The sequence below is a fragment of the Azospirillum sp. B506 genome, assembly GCF_000333595.1.
GTDB lineage: Bacteria > Pseudomonadota > Alphaproteobacteria > Azospirillales > Azospirillaceae > Azospirillum.
Genome location: NZ_BADK01000647.1, coordinates 1 through 18,110 on the forward strand (window position 1 = coordinate 1; position 18,110 = coordinate 18,110).

General features: G+C 70.2%; 10 protein-coding genes and 2 pseudogenes. 9 read left to right on the forward strand and 3 right to left on the reverse strand.

What is annotated here, in order from left to right:
* Positions 1 to 213: 213 nt before the first annotated feature.
* The 7 genes from I71_RS19185 to I71_RS19215 all read left to right on the forward strand — a co-directional run bounded on the left by I71_RS19185 (position 214) and on the right by I71_RS19215 (position 11,030).
* On the forward strand, positions 214 to 1,074 hold the full coding sequence (locus tag I71_RS19185) for a nucleotidyltransferase domain-containing protein (protein ID WP_083897264.1): 861 nt from the start codon (positions 214 to 216) through the stop codon (positions 1,072 to 1,074).
* Between the two features lie 18 nt (positions 1,075 to 1,092).
* Complete coding sequence (locus I71_RS19190) at positions 1,093 to 2,178, forward strand: AAA family ATPase (RefSeq protein ID WP_042696593.1); 1,086 nt, start codon at positions 1,093 to 1,095, stop codon at positions 2,176 to 2,178.
* A 7-nt stretch (positions 2,179 to 2,185) separates the two neighbouring features.
* The gene (locus tag I71_RS19195) at positions 2,186 to 4,009 is read left to right on the forward strand and encodes a hypothetical protein (protein ID WP_042696595.1); all 1,824 of its coding nucleotides are present in this window, start codon (positions 2,186 to 2,188) and stop codon (positions 4,007 to 4,009) included.
* Positions 4,010 to 4,163: 154 nt separating this feature from the next.
* Positions 4,164 to 5,450, forward strand: coding sequence for a type I-U CRISPR-associated RAMP protein Csb1/Cas7u (gene cas7u / locus I71_RS19200; protein ID WP_042696597.1), 1,287 nt, complete (start codon positions 4,164 to 4,166; stop codon positions 5,448 to 5,450).
* The gene (csb2, locus tag I71_RS19205; protein WP_042696599.1) at positions 5,447 to 6,931 is read left to right on the forward strand and encodes a type I-U CRISPR-associated protein Csb2; all 1,485 of its coding nucleotides are present in this window, start codon (positions 5,447 to 5,449) and stop codon (positions 6,929 to 6,931) included. Before cas7u ends, csb2 begins: the two co-directional genes overlap by 4 nt.
* Positions 6,928 to 10,014, forward strand: a complete 3,087-nt coding sequence (gene cas3u, locus I71_RS19210) for a type I-U CRISPR-associated helicase/endonuclease Cas3 (RefSeq protein ID WP_042696601.1) — start codon at positions 6,928 to 6,930, stop codon at positions 10,012 to 10,014. The genes csb2 and cas3u overlap by 4 nt, the downstream gene beginning before the upstream one ends.
* Positions 10,011 to 11,030 (forward strand): hypothetical protein, encoded by a 1,020-nt coding sequence (locus tag I71_RS19215; protein WP_042696603.1) that lies wholly within the window; start codon positions 10,011 to 10,013, stop codon positions 11,028 to 11,030. The genes cas3u and I71_RS19215 overlap by 4 nt, the downstream gene beginning before the upstream one ends.
* 7 nt (positions 11,031 to 11,037) lie before the next feature.
* On the opposite strand, the gene I71_RS19220 is transcribed toward I71_RS19215, so the two are convergent.
* From I71_RS19220 to I71_RS39895, 3 genes are all read right to left on the reverse strand, one after another.
* Entirely contained in the window at positions 11,038 to 14,220 is a 3,183-nt protein-coding gene (locus I71_RS19220; protein ID WP_042696605.1) for a UvrD-helicase domain-containing protein, read from the reverse strand.
* Positions 14,217 to 15,065, reverse strand: coding sequence for a PD-(D/E)XK nuclease family protein (locus tag I71_RS39890; protein WP_042696607.1), 849 nt, complete (start codon positions 15,063 to 15,065; stop codon positions 14,217 to 14,219). Before I71_RS39890 ends, I71_RS19220 begins: the two co-directional genes overlap by 4 nt.
* A gap of 342 nt (positions 15,066 to 15,407) precedes the next feature.
* Positions 15,408 to 16,304: a hypothetical protein gene (locus I71_RS39895; protein ID WP_042696609.1), complete on the reverse strand. Its 897-nt coding sequence runs from the start codon at positions 16,302 to 16,304 to the stop codon at positions 15,408 to 15,410.
* A gap of 264 nt (positions 16,305 to 16,568) precedes the next feature.
* Here I71_RS39895 and cas4 point away from each other — a divergent pair.
* Together cas4 and cas1 are read left to right on the forward strand one after the other, a co-directional pair.
* Positions 16,569 to 17,066: pseudogene (gene cas4 / locus I71_RS41035) on the forward strand (CRISPR-associated protein Cas4); the annotation flags it as partial.
* Between the two features lie 126 nt (positions 17,067 to 17,192).
* Positions 17,193 to 18,016 (forward strand): annotated as a pseudogene (gene cas1 / locus I71_RS41040) (CRISPR-associated endonuclease Cas1).
* Positions 18,017 to 18,110 lie beyond the last annotated feature (94 nt).

The following is an 18,110-nucleotide window of genomic DNA, read 5'->3' on the forward strand; positions in this document are numbered from 1 at the left end:
GATGTCGGATGATTTATCCAATCTGCACCGCTTCCCGCGATCCCAGATGGCCGGGAGGCATTCACGGCCACCTTGCGGTCTCCTGGCATCTTTCGGGAAGTCTTTCGATCCGCTTGCGGTCGGTATATGCATCTTACAGAAGAGGTGACCGAATCAGACAATCCGCCGCAATACGCTTGCCATCGGACCGCTTCCATCCCGCAGAGCCTGCCCATGACTTTCGATGACATCGATCCCATCCCCTCAACCGTCCGACAACGCATTGCCACCAAGCTCGACCGGATCGAACGGGACAGCGGTGTCCGCATCCTGCTGGCGGTCGAATCTGGCAGCCGCGCCTGGGGCTTCGCTTCCCCCGACAGCGACTATGACGTGCGTTTCCTCTATGTCCGGCCGCTCGACCGCTATCTGAGCCTGACCAGGGAGCGGGATGTCATCGAACTGCCCATCGAGGACGATCTCGACATCAACGGCTGGGACATCGCCAAGGCGCTCACCCTGCTGGGCAAGGCGAATCCGGTCCTGTTCGAATGGCTGGCCTCTCCCATCCGCTACCGCACGGACGGGGAGGCCCTTCGGCTGGTGCAGGCGTTCGCCAGCAGGGTCGCCCACCGGACGGCGGCGATACACCATTACCGGAGCCTGGCCGCCGCCAACCTGAGGCGTCACATCGACGGCCGGGAGCCGGTCAGGCTGAAGAAATACTTCTATGCTGTCCGCCCGGCCTGCGCCCTGGCCTGGCTGCGCACACGGCCGGAAGACCCGCTGCCGATGGCGCTCGGCGCGCTCATGGATGGTCTCATCCTCACGCCAAAGCTTCGCGAGGCCATCGGCGGCTTGTTGGCGCGCAAGCAGCAACTGTCCGAACTGGGCGAAGGCCCGCGGATCGGCGTGCTCGACGCCTTCATCGCCGACGAGATCGCGGCGGCGGTCATCCCCGGCCCGACTCCCAACGAAAAGGCGGCCCTCGCCGCCGAAGCCGACCGGCTGTTCCGCCGTCTGGTGCGCGGTCCCCTGGAGGAAAACTCCCGGCCGCAAGAGCCGGCGGACAGCACCGATCATCCCATTTTCTGATCCGGAACCTTCATATCCATGTCCATCTTCTCGCCGGGAGCATCCCCCGGCTCGCCCATCGCCCTGACCCCCGCCACCCTGCCCGAGTTCCTGCTGACGGTCGCCCCGGTGCGCCCGGTTTACATCAAGGGGCCGCCGGGCATTGGAAAATCCAGTCTTGTCAGCGATTTCTCCGCAGCCGTCGGACTGGATTGCGTCACCCTGCTGGGCAGCCAGATGCTGCCGGAGGATCTGCTGGGCGTTCCCCGCATCGAGGATGGGCGCACCCGCTTCTGTCCGCCGGCCCGCATCGCGCGCGACACCCCCTATTGCCTGTTCCTGGACGAGCTGCCCAACGCCTCCAAGGAGGTGCAGAAGGCGCTCTATCCGCTGGTGTTCGAAAAGCGGATCGACGATTACGTTCTGCCGGCCGGATCGGTGGTGATCGCCGCCGGCAACCGGGCCGAGGACGCCGCCTTCGTCAACCCGCTGTCCAGCGCCCTGCTGAACCGGCTGGTCGTCGTCGAGCTGCGGGCGTCGGCGCGCGAATGGCTGGACTGGGCACGGCACAACGCGATCCACGAGCAGGTCATCCGCTATGTCGAGGCCCGCCCTGATCATCTGTGGAGCCGCCCGCCGCGCAGCGAGGAACCTTTCTCCACCCCGCGCTCCTGGCATGCGCTGTCCGACGCCATGGCCGCCTTCGGCGATGCCCTGACCGACGAGTGGGTCGGCGTTCTCGCCGCCGGCTGCCTGTCGCCCGCCCACGCCGTCCAGTTCCGCGCCTTCCTGCGCCAGTCGCGGCTGCGCTACGACGTCGCCAAGCTGCTGAAGGGCGACATCCGCTGGCCCGACGCACCCGGCGACCGCGACATCCTGTATTTCCTGGCACAGTCCTTCCGCGCCCATCTGGTCAAGGAATTGCCGGCCGAGCCGGCGGGCATCCGACCGCCGCACCGCGAACTCGCCCACGCCGCCAAGGCCCTGCTGCGCAGCCTCGCCGCCATCAGCCTGGAGATCGCCCAGGGCGTCGTCGCCGCCGACGAGGATGACCGCGGCATTCCCGGCTGGTTCCTGGCCGAGGTGGTGCGCGACCTGCCGCGGCTTGCCGCACAGGCCCGGTGAGGCGCCGATGGGGAAGCGCCGTGGCGCCGACAAGACCGTCTCCGATCCCGCGACCCTCGCTTTCCGGGACGGAGTTGCCCTGCTGGCCGGGCATCCGCTGACCGCGCCGCTTCTGCACGCCGCCCACCTCATCCGCAGCAAGGATCGGCCCTGGCCCTATGGCGGCGCCGCCTGGTGCGTCGTCACCCCGGCGGGCGACATCATCTGCAACCCGGCCCGGCGCGGCACGCCGCAGGACTGGGCACGGGCGGTCGCGCATGCCCTGCTGCATCTCGGCATGGAGCATTTCCAGGACAAGGCGAATCCCCGGCTGTGGAACGCCGCCTGCGACGTGGTGGTCTGCCGCCTGCTCGACGGCTTCGGGATCTTCGCCGACGCCGCTGGCGATGCCGCCGGTGAAGCGGTCGATCCAACCCTCATCCCCGATGCCGGCGAGGCGGAGCTTTACGGCTGGATGGTCGCCCAGGGCTGCCCGGACAGTGTGTGGGCGCTCGGCACCGCCGGACCGCATCCCGACATGGTCGATGCGCCGATGGAGCGCTGGCGCACCAAGATCCGCTGGGCCGACCTTCTCGTCAACGGCATGCGGGAAGCGGTCCAGCGCGCGGTGGCGGTGGCCGGCGGGCGCATTCTGCAACTGGATGCCAAGACCGAGCGGGTCAGCGCCGCCGAGGAGGCGCGGCGCTGGTTCATCGACCGTTTCCCGCTGCTGGGCTCCATCGCCGCCGCCTTCCGCATCATCGAGGATCCGGTGGCCTGCCGCTCGCTCGACGTCTCGGTCGCCGCCGTCAGCGATATGGCCGGCGAGATCTATGTGAATCCCGCCCACGGGCTGTCCCCCGACGAACTGCGCTTCGTCATGGCACACGAGCTGCTGCATGCGGCCCTGCGCCATCTGGCGCGGCGGCGCGGGCGCGATGCCTTCCTGTGGAACGTCGCCTGCGATTACGTCGTCAATGGCTGGCTGCTGGAGATGGCGGTCGGCGCGATGCCCGCCGGCCTGCTGCACGATCCCCAACTGAAGGGCATGTCGGCCGAGACCGTCTATGACCGGCTATGCGGCGACCTGCGGCGGGCGCGCAAGCTCGCCACCCTGCGCGGCGCCGGCCTGTGCGACATGCTGGAGGAGCGCCGGGGCGGGCCGCCGCCCGGCTCCGGCGACTGGACCGACCTCGACGCCTTCTACCGCCGCGCGCTGATGGACGGGCTGGAACTGCACCGCGAGCGTGGGCGCGGCACCATCCCCGCCGGCCTGATCGAGGAGATCCGGGCGCTGGCCCATCCCCCGCTGGAATGGGATGTCGAACTCGCCCGCTGGTTCGACGAGCGTTTCTCCCCCATCGAGACGGTGCGCAGCTTCGCCCGGCCCAGCCGCCGGCAGGCCGGCACACCGGACATCCCGCGCCCCAGCCGGCGGCCAGCCTTCGGCACGGTGGAGGACCGCACCTTCGGCGTCCTGCTCGACAGTTCGGGATCGATGGACCGCATCCTGCTGGGCAAGGCGCTGGGCGCCATCGCCAGCTATGCCACCGCGAAGGACGTGCGCCATGTCCGGGTGGTCTTCTGCGACGCCGCCGCCTACGACCAGGGTTATCTCGACGTGGTGGAGATCGCCAGCCGCCTGACGGTGCGCGGACGCGGCGGCACCGTGCTGCAACCCGGCATCGACCTGCTGGAGGATGCCGAGGATTTCCCCAAGGACGCCCCGCTGCTGGTCATCACCGATGGGGAATGCGACAGGCTGACCATCCGGCGCGATCACGCCCTGCTGATCCCGGCCGGCAGACCCCTGCCCTTCGCACCGCGGGGGCCGGTGTTCAGGGTGCGGTAGCTTCGCATATTCTCTACTCTCCGACACAGACTTCCAGCGCGGCAATATCCCATCTGTTTTGATGTGATCGATTCGGTCAAAACAACTTATCATAATCCGAACCGCCTATCCGCTCCTGCTTCACGGGAGTGAATCGAAGCCTGAGGGAACGCTTATGGACATCACCACGCTCACGCGTATGGTCGCAGAGAATGCCGCTCTGCGCCGTCGTCAGACCCTTCAGCCGGTCGGCGGCAAGAATGATAAAATCTTCCCCCCAACCTACCCCGGCGAGGGCCGCAACGCTCAGCCGACCCACGCTTACGAATGGCGTCGCATCGACGGCAAGGACATCGCTTGCGTGCTGGTCGACAGTCCGCAATCTCAAGCGAACCGGCTGGAGGAAGCCCTGCTCGCTGCCATCCGCGCTGGAGCAGCCCGCATCCCGCATGTGGTGGTCGATTTTACCGGCTTCAATCTGACCGGCCTGTCGGAACTCACATCACTCGACGTTCCCCACCGTGTCTATGACGCCATCCTGCGCGACAGCTTGCTCGGCAAAGAAGCCTTCATGAAAAGCGCGCTCGGGACAAGGCTGATTGACGCGAAGGCAGGGGATGCCAGCGCATTGCTGGAAACCTCGCCCAACGCATTGCTGTTCGGTTCCTGGCATTCGACCGGGCAAGGCGGCGGCCTGGGGGCAAAATTCGCCCGCTGCTTGGTTTCGGAGATCGTCGCCATCGGCGTGCCGATCGAAGAAATAACAAATCAAAGGACTGGGGAGGTGGTGGCCCGTACGGCTGGAGTTCGCACAGGAAGCCGAATCGACCCGGTTGGGACTTTGAGCTCCGTCAAAATCTATAAGGCGGCAGCCGATGGCGAAGACTGGACTCCTTTCATCGACAAGGCAAAAACAGAAAAGGGGAAACCTGTACTGTTCACAAGGAAGAAAGGCGATAAAGCGGGGAAACCAGCGGTCATCAATCACGGGAACATTCGGCCATCACTCCAAAATCTCGGCATCACCTGCGACCATCTGGAGCATACCGTTGTGATCAGCTTCGCAGGGCTGCGGCGGCTGCGTTTCGGCTCACCTGAGCGGGATGCCGCCGGGCGGGCTCTACTGGCGGCCCTTGGCGTGCTCGCTATCGTCGAACAGGATGCCCAGGGCTATGCGCTGCGCTCACGCTGCGATCTGGTGTGTGATGGTCGGGTTCCGTTGGAACTGGTACGGCCTGACGGCGATGCAAAAACCAAAATCGACATCGACCGCGACGGGGCTCGCGCACTATACCGCGATGCCGTGACAGCAGCGCTCGCCGCCGGCTTCAGCCTGCCCGAGGAGCCGATCCGGCTGGTTCCGCAGGACAAGCTGGTCGCCATGATCCGAGAGAGCGAGAGACTTGCCCGAGAAGGCAAGGGCGGCGAGGAGGACGGCGAGGACGATGGGGCCGGGTCATGACGGCCGCGCCCCCTGCCCCGAACCCCACCGCCTTGGTGCTGGAGATCGACTATCTGCTGGGCGTCGCCTTCGCGGCGTCCGGCCCCGAAGCTGATCAGCCGGACTGGCCACCGCAGCCGCCGCGCGTCTTTTCCGCCCTGGTCGCCTCCTGGGCGGCGCGCGGCCAGCGCCCGGAGGAAACCGCGGCGCTGGAATGGCTGGAGAAGCAGCCGACGCCACGCATCGTCGCGTCCGGCCACATCGCCCGGTCCGCCCCCGTCCGCTTCGTTCCGCCCAACGACGCGGAAAGCGGGCGGTCCGGCGACAAGGCGGTCCTGCCGTCGCTGCGTTCCCGCCAGCCACGACGTTTTCCAGCCACCCGGCCCTTCGACTCAAAGGTCAGCCTGCACTGGCCCGACGCCGCGCCGGACGACGGGACGATGGCGGCGCTGAAGGCTCTGGCGGCCGACACCGCCTATGTCGGCCATTCCACCAGCCTGACCCGCTGCCGCTTCCTGCGTGAGGATGGCGCCCTGCCCAAGACCGCCCGCTGGCCGTCGCGGACGATCTATCCGGGACGGCTCGGCGAGCTGCGGCGGCTCTATGATGCGAAACAACGCCCCGGTTCCGGCAATCCCTTCAAGCCGCCGGCTGCCCCACGCGCGGAAACCGCCGGAATCTTCGCCGACCGCTGGCTTCTGCTGGAGCATGTCGTTTCCAAGACGGGCGGCGCCGAGATGCCCGATTTGCGGGCCGCCGCCCTGGTCGCCAAGAAAATCCACAAGACCCTGCTCAGCGGCTACGACAAGAGCGGCCTGCGCGATGCCATCCCGGAGGTGGTCAGCGGCCACCAACCCGACCGCAGGCCGTCCCGCGCGCCGCACATCGCCATCGTGCCGATGAGCTTCACCGGCTTTCCCCATGCAGACGGCCACGCGCTCGGCTTCGCCGTCATTCCGCCGCGCGGCAGCGGCCTGCTCGACGATCCCGATTTCCTGAAGGCGCTGCGGATGGTGGCTCCGATGGACGAGGACAGCGGACGCCGGCTGTTGCACCTGGACGGCCTGACCTTCGCCCCCACCTTCGATCCGCCGGAAAACCGCCGCTCGCTCGACCCGACGCTCTACACCACGGCGGGGACGACCTTCGCCACCGTGACCCCGATCGTCCTCGACCGCCACCTGAAGGAACGGGGGGAGGCGCGGCAAATCGAAATCGCCGACCAGATCGCCGCCGCCTGCCGCAACGCCGGTCTGCCGGAACCGGCTGACGTGGTGCCCGACAAGCATTCCGCCCTGGAAGGGGCGCCGTCGGCCTATCCCTCGGGCAACGCCCCAGCCTGGATGCGCTGGAAGCTGCCCGACGCGCTCGCCAGCCGCCAGCTGACCCATGCGGTGATCCGCTTTCCGCAAGAGGTGCGGGGGCCGGTGCTGCTCGGCGCCGGCCGCTTCCTCGGCCTGGGCCTTTGCCGCCCGCTGGACAGCAAGGAGGAGCGGTCATGACGTCTCTCACCGCCGACCACTTCACCGCCTTCTTCACCGAGATCCACGGCCACCCGCCCTTTCCCTGGCAGCAGCGCCTCGCCGCCCAGGTCGCGGCGGCCGGCGACTGGCCCGACCAGCTCGCCCTGCCGACCGGCTTCGGCAAGACGGCGGCCATCGACGTCGCCGTCTTCCATCTGGCGCTGGAGGCCCACCAGGGGCCGGAGCGGCGGGCGCCGATGCGCATCGGCTTCGTCGTCGACCGCCGTCTGGTGGTGGATGTCGCCTTCGAGCGGGCGAAGACAATCAAAGATGCCCTGATCAAACCGAGGGGGCCAATCACGACCCTGGTCGCCGAGCGGCTCCGCAAGCTGACCGGCGAGCCGGATGCGCCGCCGCTGGTGGTCCAGCGCCTGCGCGGCGGCATCCCGCTCGAGGATGGCTGGGCGCGCAGCCCGGCCCAACCGACCATCCTGTGTTCCACCGTGGATCAGGTCGGCTCGCGGCTGCTGTTCCGCGGCTATGGCGTTTCCGACGCGGCCAAGCCGATCCATGCCGGGCTGATCGGCGCCGATTGCCTGATCCTGCTCGACGAGGCCCATCTGGCCGAGCCGTTCCGTCAGACGCTCCACCGGATCGCAAGGCACAAGGGCGACGGCCCGGAGGCCGTCTCGGCACCCTGGCGGGTCGCCCTGCTGTCGGCGACGCCGCGTCCCGAGGAGGGAGCGACGCTGTTCGAGCCGGAATCGGAGGATGTCCACAACCCGATCCTCGCCGCCCGCCGAACCGCCGCCAAGCCGGTGCGGCTGATCGCTCCGCCCAAGGGCAAGGCCGAAGCCGTCGAAGAGGAGGACGCCGACGCCAAGGCGGATGCCGCCGCCGAACGGCAGCGTGTCGGCGCCCTCGCCGACGTGGTGACGGCCGCCATCGCCGACCTGCGCGCGCAGGGCATCGACCGCCCGGCGGTGGCCGTCGTGGTCAACCGCATCGCCCGCGCCCACCAGCTGTTCGAGCGGTTGAAGGCGGAGATCGGCGCCGATGCCGAACCGATCCTGATGATCGGTCCGACCCGTGCCCCGGATCGCGAGAAGGCGGTCGAGACTCTCCTCCCGCTGCGCACCCGGCTATGGACGGAGGGCCAGACGCGGGCGCTGAAGCGCACGACCATCGTCGTCGCCACCCAATGCCTGGAGGCCGGCGCCGACCTCGATTTCGACGGACTGGTCAGCGAGGCGGCACCGCTCGACGCGCTGCGCCAGCGCTTCGGCCGGCTGAACCGGGCCGGGCGACCCTTCGCCGCCCACGGTGCGGTGGTCGCCGGCAAGCCGGAGCTGTCGACACGCCATGACGATCCCGTCTATGGCCGCTCGATCAAGGCGGCCTGGGACTGGCTTTCCGAACGGGCGGCGGGCGGCACCGTCGATTTCGGGCCGGCAGCCTTCGACGGGCTGTTGCGGGAGGCTCCCCCCGCAAGCGACCCCTCCCCCTATTCGCCGCATGCCGACGCGCCGGTGCTGATGCCGGCCCATCTCGACCTGCTCAGCCAGACGGCGCCGGTGCCGGCCTGCGATCCAGAGGTCTCCCTCTATCTGCACGGCCCGCGCCGCCAGCCCGACGCGGTGTCGGTGATCTGGCGGGCCGACATCGAGCCGGGCCACCTGGACGATGCCAATCTGCGCCGCCTGCTGCTGCTGGTGCCGCCGCGCTCCGGCGAAGCGGTGGAACTGCCGGTGTGGACGGTGCGCCGCTGGCTGACAACCGGGGCACGGGAGACCGGCCAACTGGCCGATCTCCCCGGCACCGCACCGGACGAGCCCTCCTTCAAGCGGTCGGATGCCCCGGCGAAACAGGTCTTCCGCTGGTCGGGCGATGACGACCGGTCCGGCTGGATCGCGCCGTCGGCTCTGCGCCCCGGCGACACCATCGTCGTTCCCGCCGGCTATGGCGGCCTGGACCGCTTCGGCTGGAACCCCGAAGCCGCCGGTCCTGTTGCCGACATCTCCACCAAGGTGGCGGAGCCCTTCGCCGGGCGCCGTTTCGCCGTGCGCGTCGCCCCCGGCCTGCTGCTGCCCGACCCGGACGGAATTCTCGACATGGAGGAACTCCAGGAGCGGCAGGCGGGCGCCGATGCCGCTGCCGCCCGCCTGTGTCAGGCATTGGCGGACACGGGCAGCGTCACCGACTGGACACGGGTGCGGGATGCCGTTCTTGCGCTCGGCCTGCCTGCCGAATTGAAGGCGGCGCTGACCCGGCTGGACCACGCCAAGGGCCGCCATCGGCGGGTGGAGATGCACCGCGACCTCTATGGCGAGGACGGCGACCAGCCGCGCGGCATCGTCTTCGTCGCGCCGCTGGGCCTGAAGGACGTGACGGCGGAGGACGACAAAGCGGACGGTGGGTCGATCGAGGACGACATCGCCGGGTCGCTGCCCGGCTACGCCCAGCCGCTGGCCGAACACAGCGGAGAGGTGGAGGCGATGACGACCCGCTTCGCCCGCGCCGCCGGGCTGTCGCCGGAGCGTGTCGCCGACCTCGCCATCGCCGGCTTTCTGCATGATCTCGGCAAGATCGATGAGCGCTTCCAGCGCTGGCTAACCGGCGATCCGCTGGCCGATCCGGACCGCGTGCTGGCGAAATCCGGCCGCAAACTGCCGCGCGACGCCCGCGAGCGGGCCGGGCTGCCCCGCCACTGGCGGCACGAGGCGCTGTCGGTGCGGCTGGCCCGGGAAACGCCCCGGCTGGAGGACGCCAAGGATCCGCAACTCGTCCTGTGGCTGATCGGCACCCATCACGGCCATGGCCGCCCCCTGTTCCCGCACGGCGACGAGAAGGACGGGGAGGAGCGGCGGAACCTGCCGGCGGTGCTCGGCAACCCGACCAGCTTGGCGCCGGGCCATGGTCCGCAATCGCTGGGCTTCGCTCTGGACGGGCTGGATTGGCCCGGCCTGTTCGAAACGCTGAAGGCGAAATACGGCCTGTGGGAGCTGGCCCGGATGGAAGCGATCCTGCGGCTCGCCGACCAGCGCGCCTCGGCGGAGACCGCCAAACGGAGGGGCGATGAGGCCGACAAGATGGCCGGCAAGAGGGAAGGAGACGCGGCATGACCACGGCCCGACAGGATCCCGCCACCGAACACCGGCTGGACGGGCTGGAACCGGACAATCTGCTGGCCTTCCTGGCCCTGCTCGGCCTGCTGCGGGCGCTGGAAGCCACCGACCGGGCGCGGGCGGCGGCGGAGCGCCTGCACCCCCGCGCCTGCTGGAGCCTGGACGAGCCGCCGCTGCGCCCGGTGCTGCGTCTGGCCCGTCCGCTCACGCGGGACGAGGTGGCGAGTGAAGCAGCGCGGGGGATCGACCTGCTGACCGAAGTCCATGAGTTCGGCAAGCAGAAGGATCTGAATTACACCCGGCAGGAGGCCCGCGACCTGCTCGAGCAGTCAATCGGCACCGGAGCGGATCGCGCCACCCTGCTGGCCGCGCTGATGACCGACGCGGCGATCAAGGACGAGGACAAGCCGGACACCGCCGCCATCGATCCGACGCCGCTGTGCCTGCTGTTCGGCCAGGGGCATCAGCATTTCCTCGAACGGCTGGCCCGCGTCCCCGCGGAGCCGGCACCGCCGCCACGGGGCCGCGGCAAGAAGGCCGTCACCCTGACGGCGGCGGACTGTCTGGCCGAGGCGCTGTTCACACCCTGGCATCGCGACGATCCCACCTCCTCCTTCCGCTGGGATCCGGAGGAGGATGTCCGCTACGCCCTGATGGCTGGCAATCCGACCGACCCGGCCTACAAGCTCGGCACCCAGCATGGGGCGAACCGGCTGGCGGCGGTCGGGCTGGCGGCGCTGACGCTGGCACCGGAAACGCGGGCCGGACGGGTGCGGCCCACCCTGCCCGGCGGCGCCTGGAAGGACGGCTTCTCCTTCGCATGGCCGGTCTGGCGCGATCCGGCGAGCCTGTCGGCGATCCGCGCCCTGCTCGGCCATCCGGCCCTGCGGGAGCCCGGCGGCCTGTCCCATCTCGGCGTCGAGCATTTCTTCGCCGCCCAGCGCATTCCGGTCGGCAAATTCATGAACTTCACCCGCGCCCGGCTGATCGAAACGCCGGGCGCTCCATCCTGACGGCCGCTCACCCCACCTCCAGCAGCCGCCCGACCACCGGCATATGGATGAAACATCCCAGCACCGGGCGGCCGCTTGCCTCCGCCACCAGCCGGGCGTAAAGCGCCAGCTGGGGCGCATTTTCCAAAGCACGCTCGCCCCAGCGCTCATGCGCGCCCGGGAAAGCCTTGTGGTCGAGGATCACCCAGCCCGTCCCCGCATCGACCAACAGGTCGATGCGGCCGGACACCCGTTGCAGGCCAAGCCGCCCCTGCACCGGCACCTCGCACCGCCAGCCCGCCCCCGGCCAGCGGGCCGCCAGTGCCCGCCACAGCCGGTCACCCGCCTCCACCAGGGCGTCGGCCGCCATCCCCGGCAGCTCCCAGCGCGCCAGCAGCCCGGCGGCCAGCGCCAGCCGGCGCGCCGGCGGAGTTTCCGGCCGGTCCACCGCCAAAAAGCCATGCATCGCCTCGCCCAGCCGGGTGATGTCGGCGCCGCCGGGGATCGGCAGACGCTCCCCCAGCCGCGTTTCTCCCAGCAGGACGGGAGACGGCGCACCGACCGCTGGACGCCAGCGGCTGGGAACGATCCGCAGGGGCGGATGGTCCACCGGGGCCGCAGGCGGCAGGGTGAAGACGGATGCCTCCGGATCGGCGGACGACGGCAGCACCGTTTCCTCCGGCGGTTCGAAAGCCGCCAATGTGACCGGATGGCTGGCGGCGGCGACCTGCAATTCCGGCTCCCCACCCGCCGCCGGCAACCGGACCACCGGCTCACCCTCCGCATCGCGGGGCGCGGTCAACCAGGCGGCGCCGTGCCGGGCCTGGACGAGGACCAGATAATCCCGCGCCCGCGTCAGCCCGACATAGAGCAGCCGCACGGCTTCCGCCTGCTCGCGGGCGCCGGCGGCGGCCATTTCCGGGCTGGCATCGGCGGGACCGTCCAGCCCGGTGCCCTTGCGCTGCTTCTCGTAGGGCCAGGGCCACCAGCGCAGCCAGCGCCCGGCCAACGGGTTCCAGGGATCGACGCCACCAGCCGGCCCCTCGACCGACAGGCCGAAGGGCGACGGGTCCGGTCCATCCTGAAGGTCGAGCGCGATCACCAGCGGCCATTCCAACCCCTTGGCCTGATGGTAGGTCATTACCCGCACCGCCGCCGCATCGGTGGCGGGCGGCTGGTCGCCCCCCTTGTCCACATCGCTCAAGAAGCCGATCAGCCCACCGGCGGTTGCCGCTCCACGGCTGGCGCGGCACTCCTCCTCGTAATCGCGCGCCAGTCCGCGCAGGGCATCGAGATTCGCCAGCCGCCCGGCGGCGTCCCCCCAGACCTTCACCCGCTCCACCACCCCGCCGGTCATGATGGCGACCTCCAGCGCCTCCACCGGGGTGAGGTGCAGAAGGCGCCCGCGTGCGGCGTCGAGCGCCCGCAGCACCTCCGACTCCTCCCGCGCCCGCCGGACGGCGTCGGGGCGTAGCCATTCCTCCAGCCACGACGGCTGCCCATCGCCACCGGCGGCATCCCCGTCCGCATTGGCCAGTTCAACCATCGCCAGCGTGTCGGCCGGATCGACCAGATAGCGCAGGGCGGCGAGCGCCAGTCCGGCTTCCGGCGTCGAGACCAGCCCCTGGCGTCCGATCGCCACCATCAGCCCGGCGGCGGCCAATGCCCGCGCCGCGGCGGCGCAACGGTCGTTCTTGCGGCAGAGGATGGCGATGTCCTCGCCCCGGATCGGACGGGTGAGACCGTCCCGGTCGCCGCGGCCCCCCACCGGCCAAGCCTCGGGCACCGCCAGCAGACTAGCCACGCCACGGGCGAGTGCCGCCAGCGCCAGATCCCAGTTCTTGCCGCCCAGCGTCCACAGCGCCAGCGGCGGCGGCTGGTCCGCACCGTCCTCGCGGGCGCAGCCGCCGACCGTCGCATCGTCCCGCGTGATCCCCAGCGGCGGGAAGGCGGCACCGAACAGGTCGTTGTGGAAGGCGACCAGACCGGGACGCGAGCGCCAGCTCGTCGGCAGCCGCTCCGTCAGGCCGCCGGTGGCGCGCGGCACTGTGGCGACCACCGCATCGATCAGCGCCGGATCGGTGCCGCGGAAGCCGTAGATCGCCTGCTTGGCGTCGCCCACCCACACCGACCGGCGAACCACGCCGGCCAGCCGGAGGAACAGGGCGAGCTGGATCGGGCTGGTGTCCTGGAACTCGTCGACCAGCGCCAGCTCGATCCGTTCGGCCAGCCGGGCGCGCAATTCGGGCCGCTCCAGCAGGGCCAGAGCCTCGCATTCCTGATCGACGAAATCGACGAGACCGCGGTCGCGCTTGAACCGGCCATAGGCCTCCATCGCCTCGGCGGCGCAGCGGAACACCCCTTCGACCAAGGCGCGCAGATCGGCACGGAGACGGGGATGGCGCAGATGGGCGCCGGCCGCCTCCCGCACCGGATCGACCAGGACGGTCCAGCGCTTGCCGGCATCGACCTTGCCGAGCCGCACCCACTCCGCCCAGGGCAGCGGACGCCCGTCATCCAGCAGGGCGGCGGCGTCCTTCAGGACCGCCAGCGCCTCCGCCGTCTTCTTCACCCCGGTATCGCCCGCCGCCCCGATGGCGGCGACCACGGCGGACACCGCACGGGCAAGGGCGCGGTCGAGCGGCTCGCCGGACTCCGCCGCCGCCGGCAGCAAGTCGAACAGCCCGGCGAGCGAACGTTCGGCCGACGAAGCGAGGTCGTCCGCCGCGATGCCGTTCAGCCGCGCCTTGGCGCCGATCTCCTGCACCAGACCGCGCCAGTCCGGCAGCCGCAGGCGCCAGGCGGCGGCTTCGACACCATCGCCGTGGCGAAGGATGACCGCATCCGCCGCAGCGGCGAACAGGGCGGCGGCGCGCTTCTCGGCGATCACCTCGGCGACGGGGGAGCGCCCGGCCTCCAGTGCGAAGTCGGCGGCGATGCGGCCGAACAAGGCGTTGACGGTACCGATCCGTCCGGCCAACGCATCACGCGCCGCCTCGCCCAGGCCGGCCTCGAACAGCCCGCCGCGAATGCGTTCGAGCAATTCGGCAGCCGCCTTGCGGGTGAAGGTGGTGGCGAGGATCGCCGCCGGCGCGGTGCCCGCCGTGACGGCGTCGAGATAGGCACGGGTCAGCCGGTGGGTCTTGCCGGTGCCGGCGCTGGCCGTCACCAGATCGACGGGCGACATCTCCGTACGAGACAGGCCATTCATGCGCCGACGCTCCCGACGCCGCACAGGCGTCCGTATCCGCAGAAATTGCAGGGTGGTTCCAAGGTCAATCCGGCCGGTTCGCCCGCTTCGGGACCGCCGTCGCCGGGAATCCCGGCCGCCCGGATGTCGCCATCGGCCAGACGCTCCAGCGCTGCCGAGCGCCCGCTCCAGGCCGCGCGCCAGATCGCCGGCAGGTCGCTGCCCGGCACATGCAGATGCGGCGGGAAGGGGGCCGGCGCGCAAGCCAGAAGCCGCTGCTGGGCCAGCATCATGTAGCCGGCTGGAACCGCCGGGCCCGCCTCCCCGCCGACCAGCCGGCCATAGACCGCAAGCTGGACCGCCCGCCCTTCGGCGATCTCCTGTCGGCGGCGTTTGTCGCTGCCGCTCCATTTCAGGTCGAGAACCACCGGCGCGCCCGTCGCCGTTTCCAGCAGCAGGTCGATCCGCCCCTCCAGCGTCACGCCGTCCAGTTCGGTCTCCACCGCAAGCTCGCAGCCGCGCACCCTCAGACCAGCTTCGGCGATCAGCGCCACCAGCCGGCGGGCCGCCTCCACCACGCCGGCACGGGCGCGCTCCATCTCCAGCCCCAGGCCGGGGCGCAGCAGCGGCGCCGCCAATGCCGGCAGCAGACGGTCGAACAGAACGGCGGCACGGGCGGCGGCCGTCTCCGGGGACCAGTCGGGCCGCTCGGTCAGCAACTCGGCGAGCACCGCATGGGCGAGCGAGCCGAGCAGGCGCGCCCCGTCCGGGATGGCGCGCAGCACGCCGGGCCGGATGCCGGCGACATGGTGCAGCACCCAGGCGAGCGGACAGCCGAGCAGACGTTCGAGGCTGGTGGCCGACAATCGGTCCGGCACCGCGACCGCCCCGACGGGAACCCGCCAGCGCGCCCGCGGCTGGGGCGGTACACCAGGCTCCATCTCCTGGCGGGCGAGAGTCCGCCCGGCGAAGGTCAGGCGATCCGCCGTCAGGGCCGCGCTCGCCGACAGCGTCCGCCACCAGCCGGCGTTCCAGCTCCTTGCCCGACAGGCCGCGCGCCTCCAGCCTCGCGCGGCGACGGTCGCGTGCCGTGCGCCACACCTCCTGCCAGACCGGACCGCCGATGCCCGGCGCCTCGACCAGCGCATCGGCGAAGGCCTCCGCCACCCCGGACGGGATCGGCGATTGCGGCAAGGTCAGCAATTCCATCAGGCGGTGGGCGTCCAACGGTTCCCACAGCGCGGCGAAGGCCAAAGGCAGCACCTGCGCGGCCCCCCGCCAGGGCGAGCGCCCCGCCCCCCGGCGCGGGGAAGCCTCAAGCGGCGGCAGGCCTCGTCCAGCAAATTGGCGCGCTGGCCCCTGACGATCACCACCTGATGGTTGAGGTCCGGCCGGGCGGCGAGCCAGCCGGCCACCACCTCCGCCGCCATCCATTCATCGTCGGCCTCCAGCACCGTCACGCTGCCGTCGCCATCGGCCCCGGCGCTGCGGTCACCGGCGAGACGACGCCCGAGAGCCGCCAGATCGCCGTCACCCAGCGCGTTCTCCTCCTTGTCCCCCTCCTTGCATGGCAGAACGCGGACACCCACGGCCGCCAGCCGCTCCAGCAGAAGCCGCCAGCCCGGCGGCAGCAGCCCCGCCGGCGTGGCGAGGCGCAGTTCGGTGATCGGCAGGGTTGGCAAGCCGGCAAGATCGTCGAGCAGAGCGCGCAGGCGGTCGGCACGGCCAGGGGCCAACGGTCCGGCTGCTCTCTCCACCGCTGCAAGCGTCGACAGCCGCTCGCCACCATCGGAAATCTCACCGGTCCAGCCGGCCTCGACCAGCGCATCGCGCCAGCCGAGGATCAGAGCGGCAACCGCCCAGCCATCGGCGGCCAGCGACGCGCTGAAGAAACGCGCACCATCATCCACCGTCCGCAACCGGGCCAGGAACTGGGCGACGCGCAGCACCTGCGGCGTATCCGGCCCGCCGAGACCGAGACAGCTTTCGAGCAGCCCTAAAAGCCCCTCCGGTCCAACCACCACGTCGCCCAGACCACAGGTCCCGCCATCAAGCGTTTCCGGCCAACGGGCGCCGTCCAGATGCCAGCCGAACTGAATGCGCATGGTGCCCTCCCGTCACAACCCCATGGGCGACCATCGCCCCGGAAATCTAAACGGAAGGTTGACATATCTCAACATTCTAATTTTTTAATTGTCGGAGAGTCGTTCTTCATTCTTTTTCGAGTTTCAGACGAGAAATATTCTCCAAATGGTTACAAGATTCGCCGACAAGCCATCCTTCAGGGAGTGGTGCCGATGACCGAACAGTTGAGCCTCGCCCTTCCCGCCCCGCCGGAAAACGATCCCGACCTGCTGGTGCCGGCGCGCATGGTCAATGAATGGGTCTATTGCCCGCGCCTAGCCTATCTGGAATGGGTCGAAGGCAGTTGGGCGGCCAGCGCCGACACGGAGGAGGGCAAGCGGATCCATGCCCGAGTCGATGCCGGTCGCGGCACCCTGCCGCCACCGGAGGAGACCGACGAGGCCCCGCCCTTCGAGGTCCGGTCGATCGAGCTGTCGTCCGAACGGCTGGGGCTGGTCGCCAAGATGGACGTGATCGAGGGGGATGACGGCATCCTCACCCCGATCGATTTCAAGAAAGGCAAGCGCCCGCATGTGGAGGGCGGCGCCTATGAACCGGAAAAGGTCCAGCTCTGCGCCCAGGCGCTGGTGCTGGAGGACAATGGGTACCGGGTGGGCGACGGGTTCCTGTGGTTTTCCGGCAGCCGGGAACGGGTTTCGGTGGCCTTCGACGAGGATCTGCGCGCCCGCACCCGCGAAGCGGCCTCGGGCCTGCGTCTGGCCGCCGCCGCCCGCCGCATCCCGCCGCCGCTCGACAACAGCCGCAAATGCGCGAAATGCTCGTTGCTGCCGATCTGCCTGCCGGACGAGGTCAATCTGTTCCGCCGCGGCGGCCCGCCGCGCACGCCGCCGCCGGCCGCCGATTCAGCCATGCCGCTCTATGTCCAGCAGCCGGGGGCGCGGGTCGGCAAGAAGGGCGACCTGCTGGTCATCACGGCGGAGCACGAGCCAGACCGTGAGGTGCCGATCGGCGAGGTCTCCGAACTGGTGCTCTCCGGCCCGGTGTCGCTGTCCACGCCGGCCTTGCATGCGCTGGTGCGGGAGGAAATCCCCATCGCCTGGATGTCCAGCGGCTTCTGGTTCATCGCACCACCGGCAGCCGGGGGCCGCGCAGCGCGCATGCGCGCGAGGCGCAATATGCGGTGCGCGGCGACGCCTTCCGCCGGTTGCTGTTCGCCCGCGACCTCGTCCGGGCGAAGCTGCGCAACCAGCGCACCATCCTGCGCCGGAACTGGCGGACGACCGAAGCCGAGCGCGACCATGCCGCCGAAGCGCTGAAACGGCTGGCCGAGCGCACCGCGAAGGTCGCGTCGCTGCCGGAACTTCTGGGGGTCGAGGGCGAAGGGGCGGCGGTCTATTTCCGGGCCTTTCCCTCTCTGTTCACCGACAAGGTGGCGGGGCTGCCGGAGTTCGGCTTCGACCGACGCTCTCGGCGCCCGCCGGCCGACCCGGTCAATGCCTGCCTGTCGCTGTGCTATTCGCTGCTGGCGCGCACCTGCGCCACGGCGCTGGAAATCGCCGGGCTGGATCCCTGGGCCGGCCTGTACCACGCCGACCGGCCGGGCCGCCCGGCGCTGGCGCTGGATCTGATGGAGCCCTTGCGGCCGATCCTGGCCGATTCCACGGTGCTGATGGCCACAATGGGGAGCTTTCGCCTGGCGATTTCATCACCGTGGGACCGGGCTGGCACCTGACGGTCACGGGACGGCGAACCCTGATCCGCGCCTTCGAGCGGCGCTTGGAAACAGGAGCATCCCATCCGGACTTCGGCTATCAGATCTCGATGCG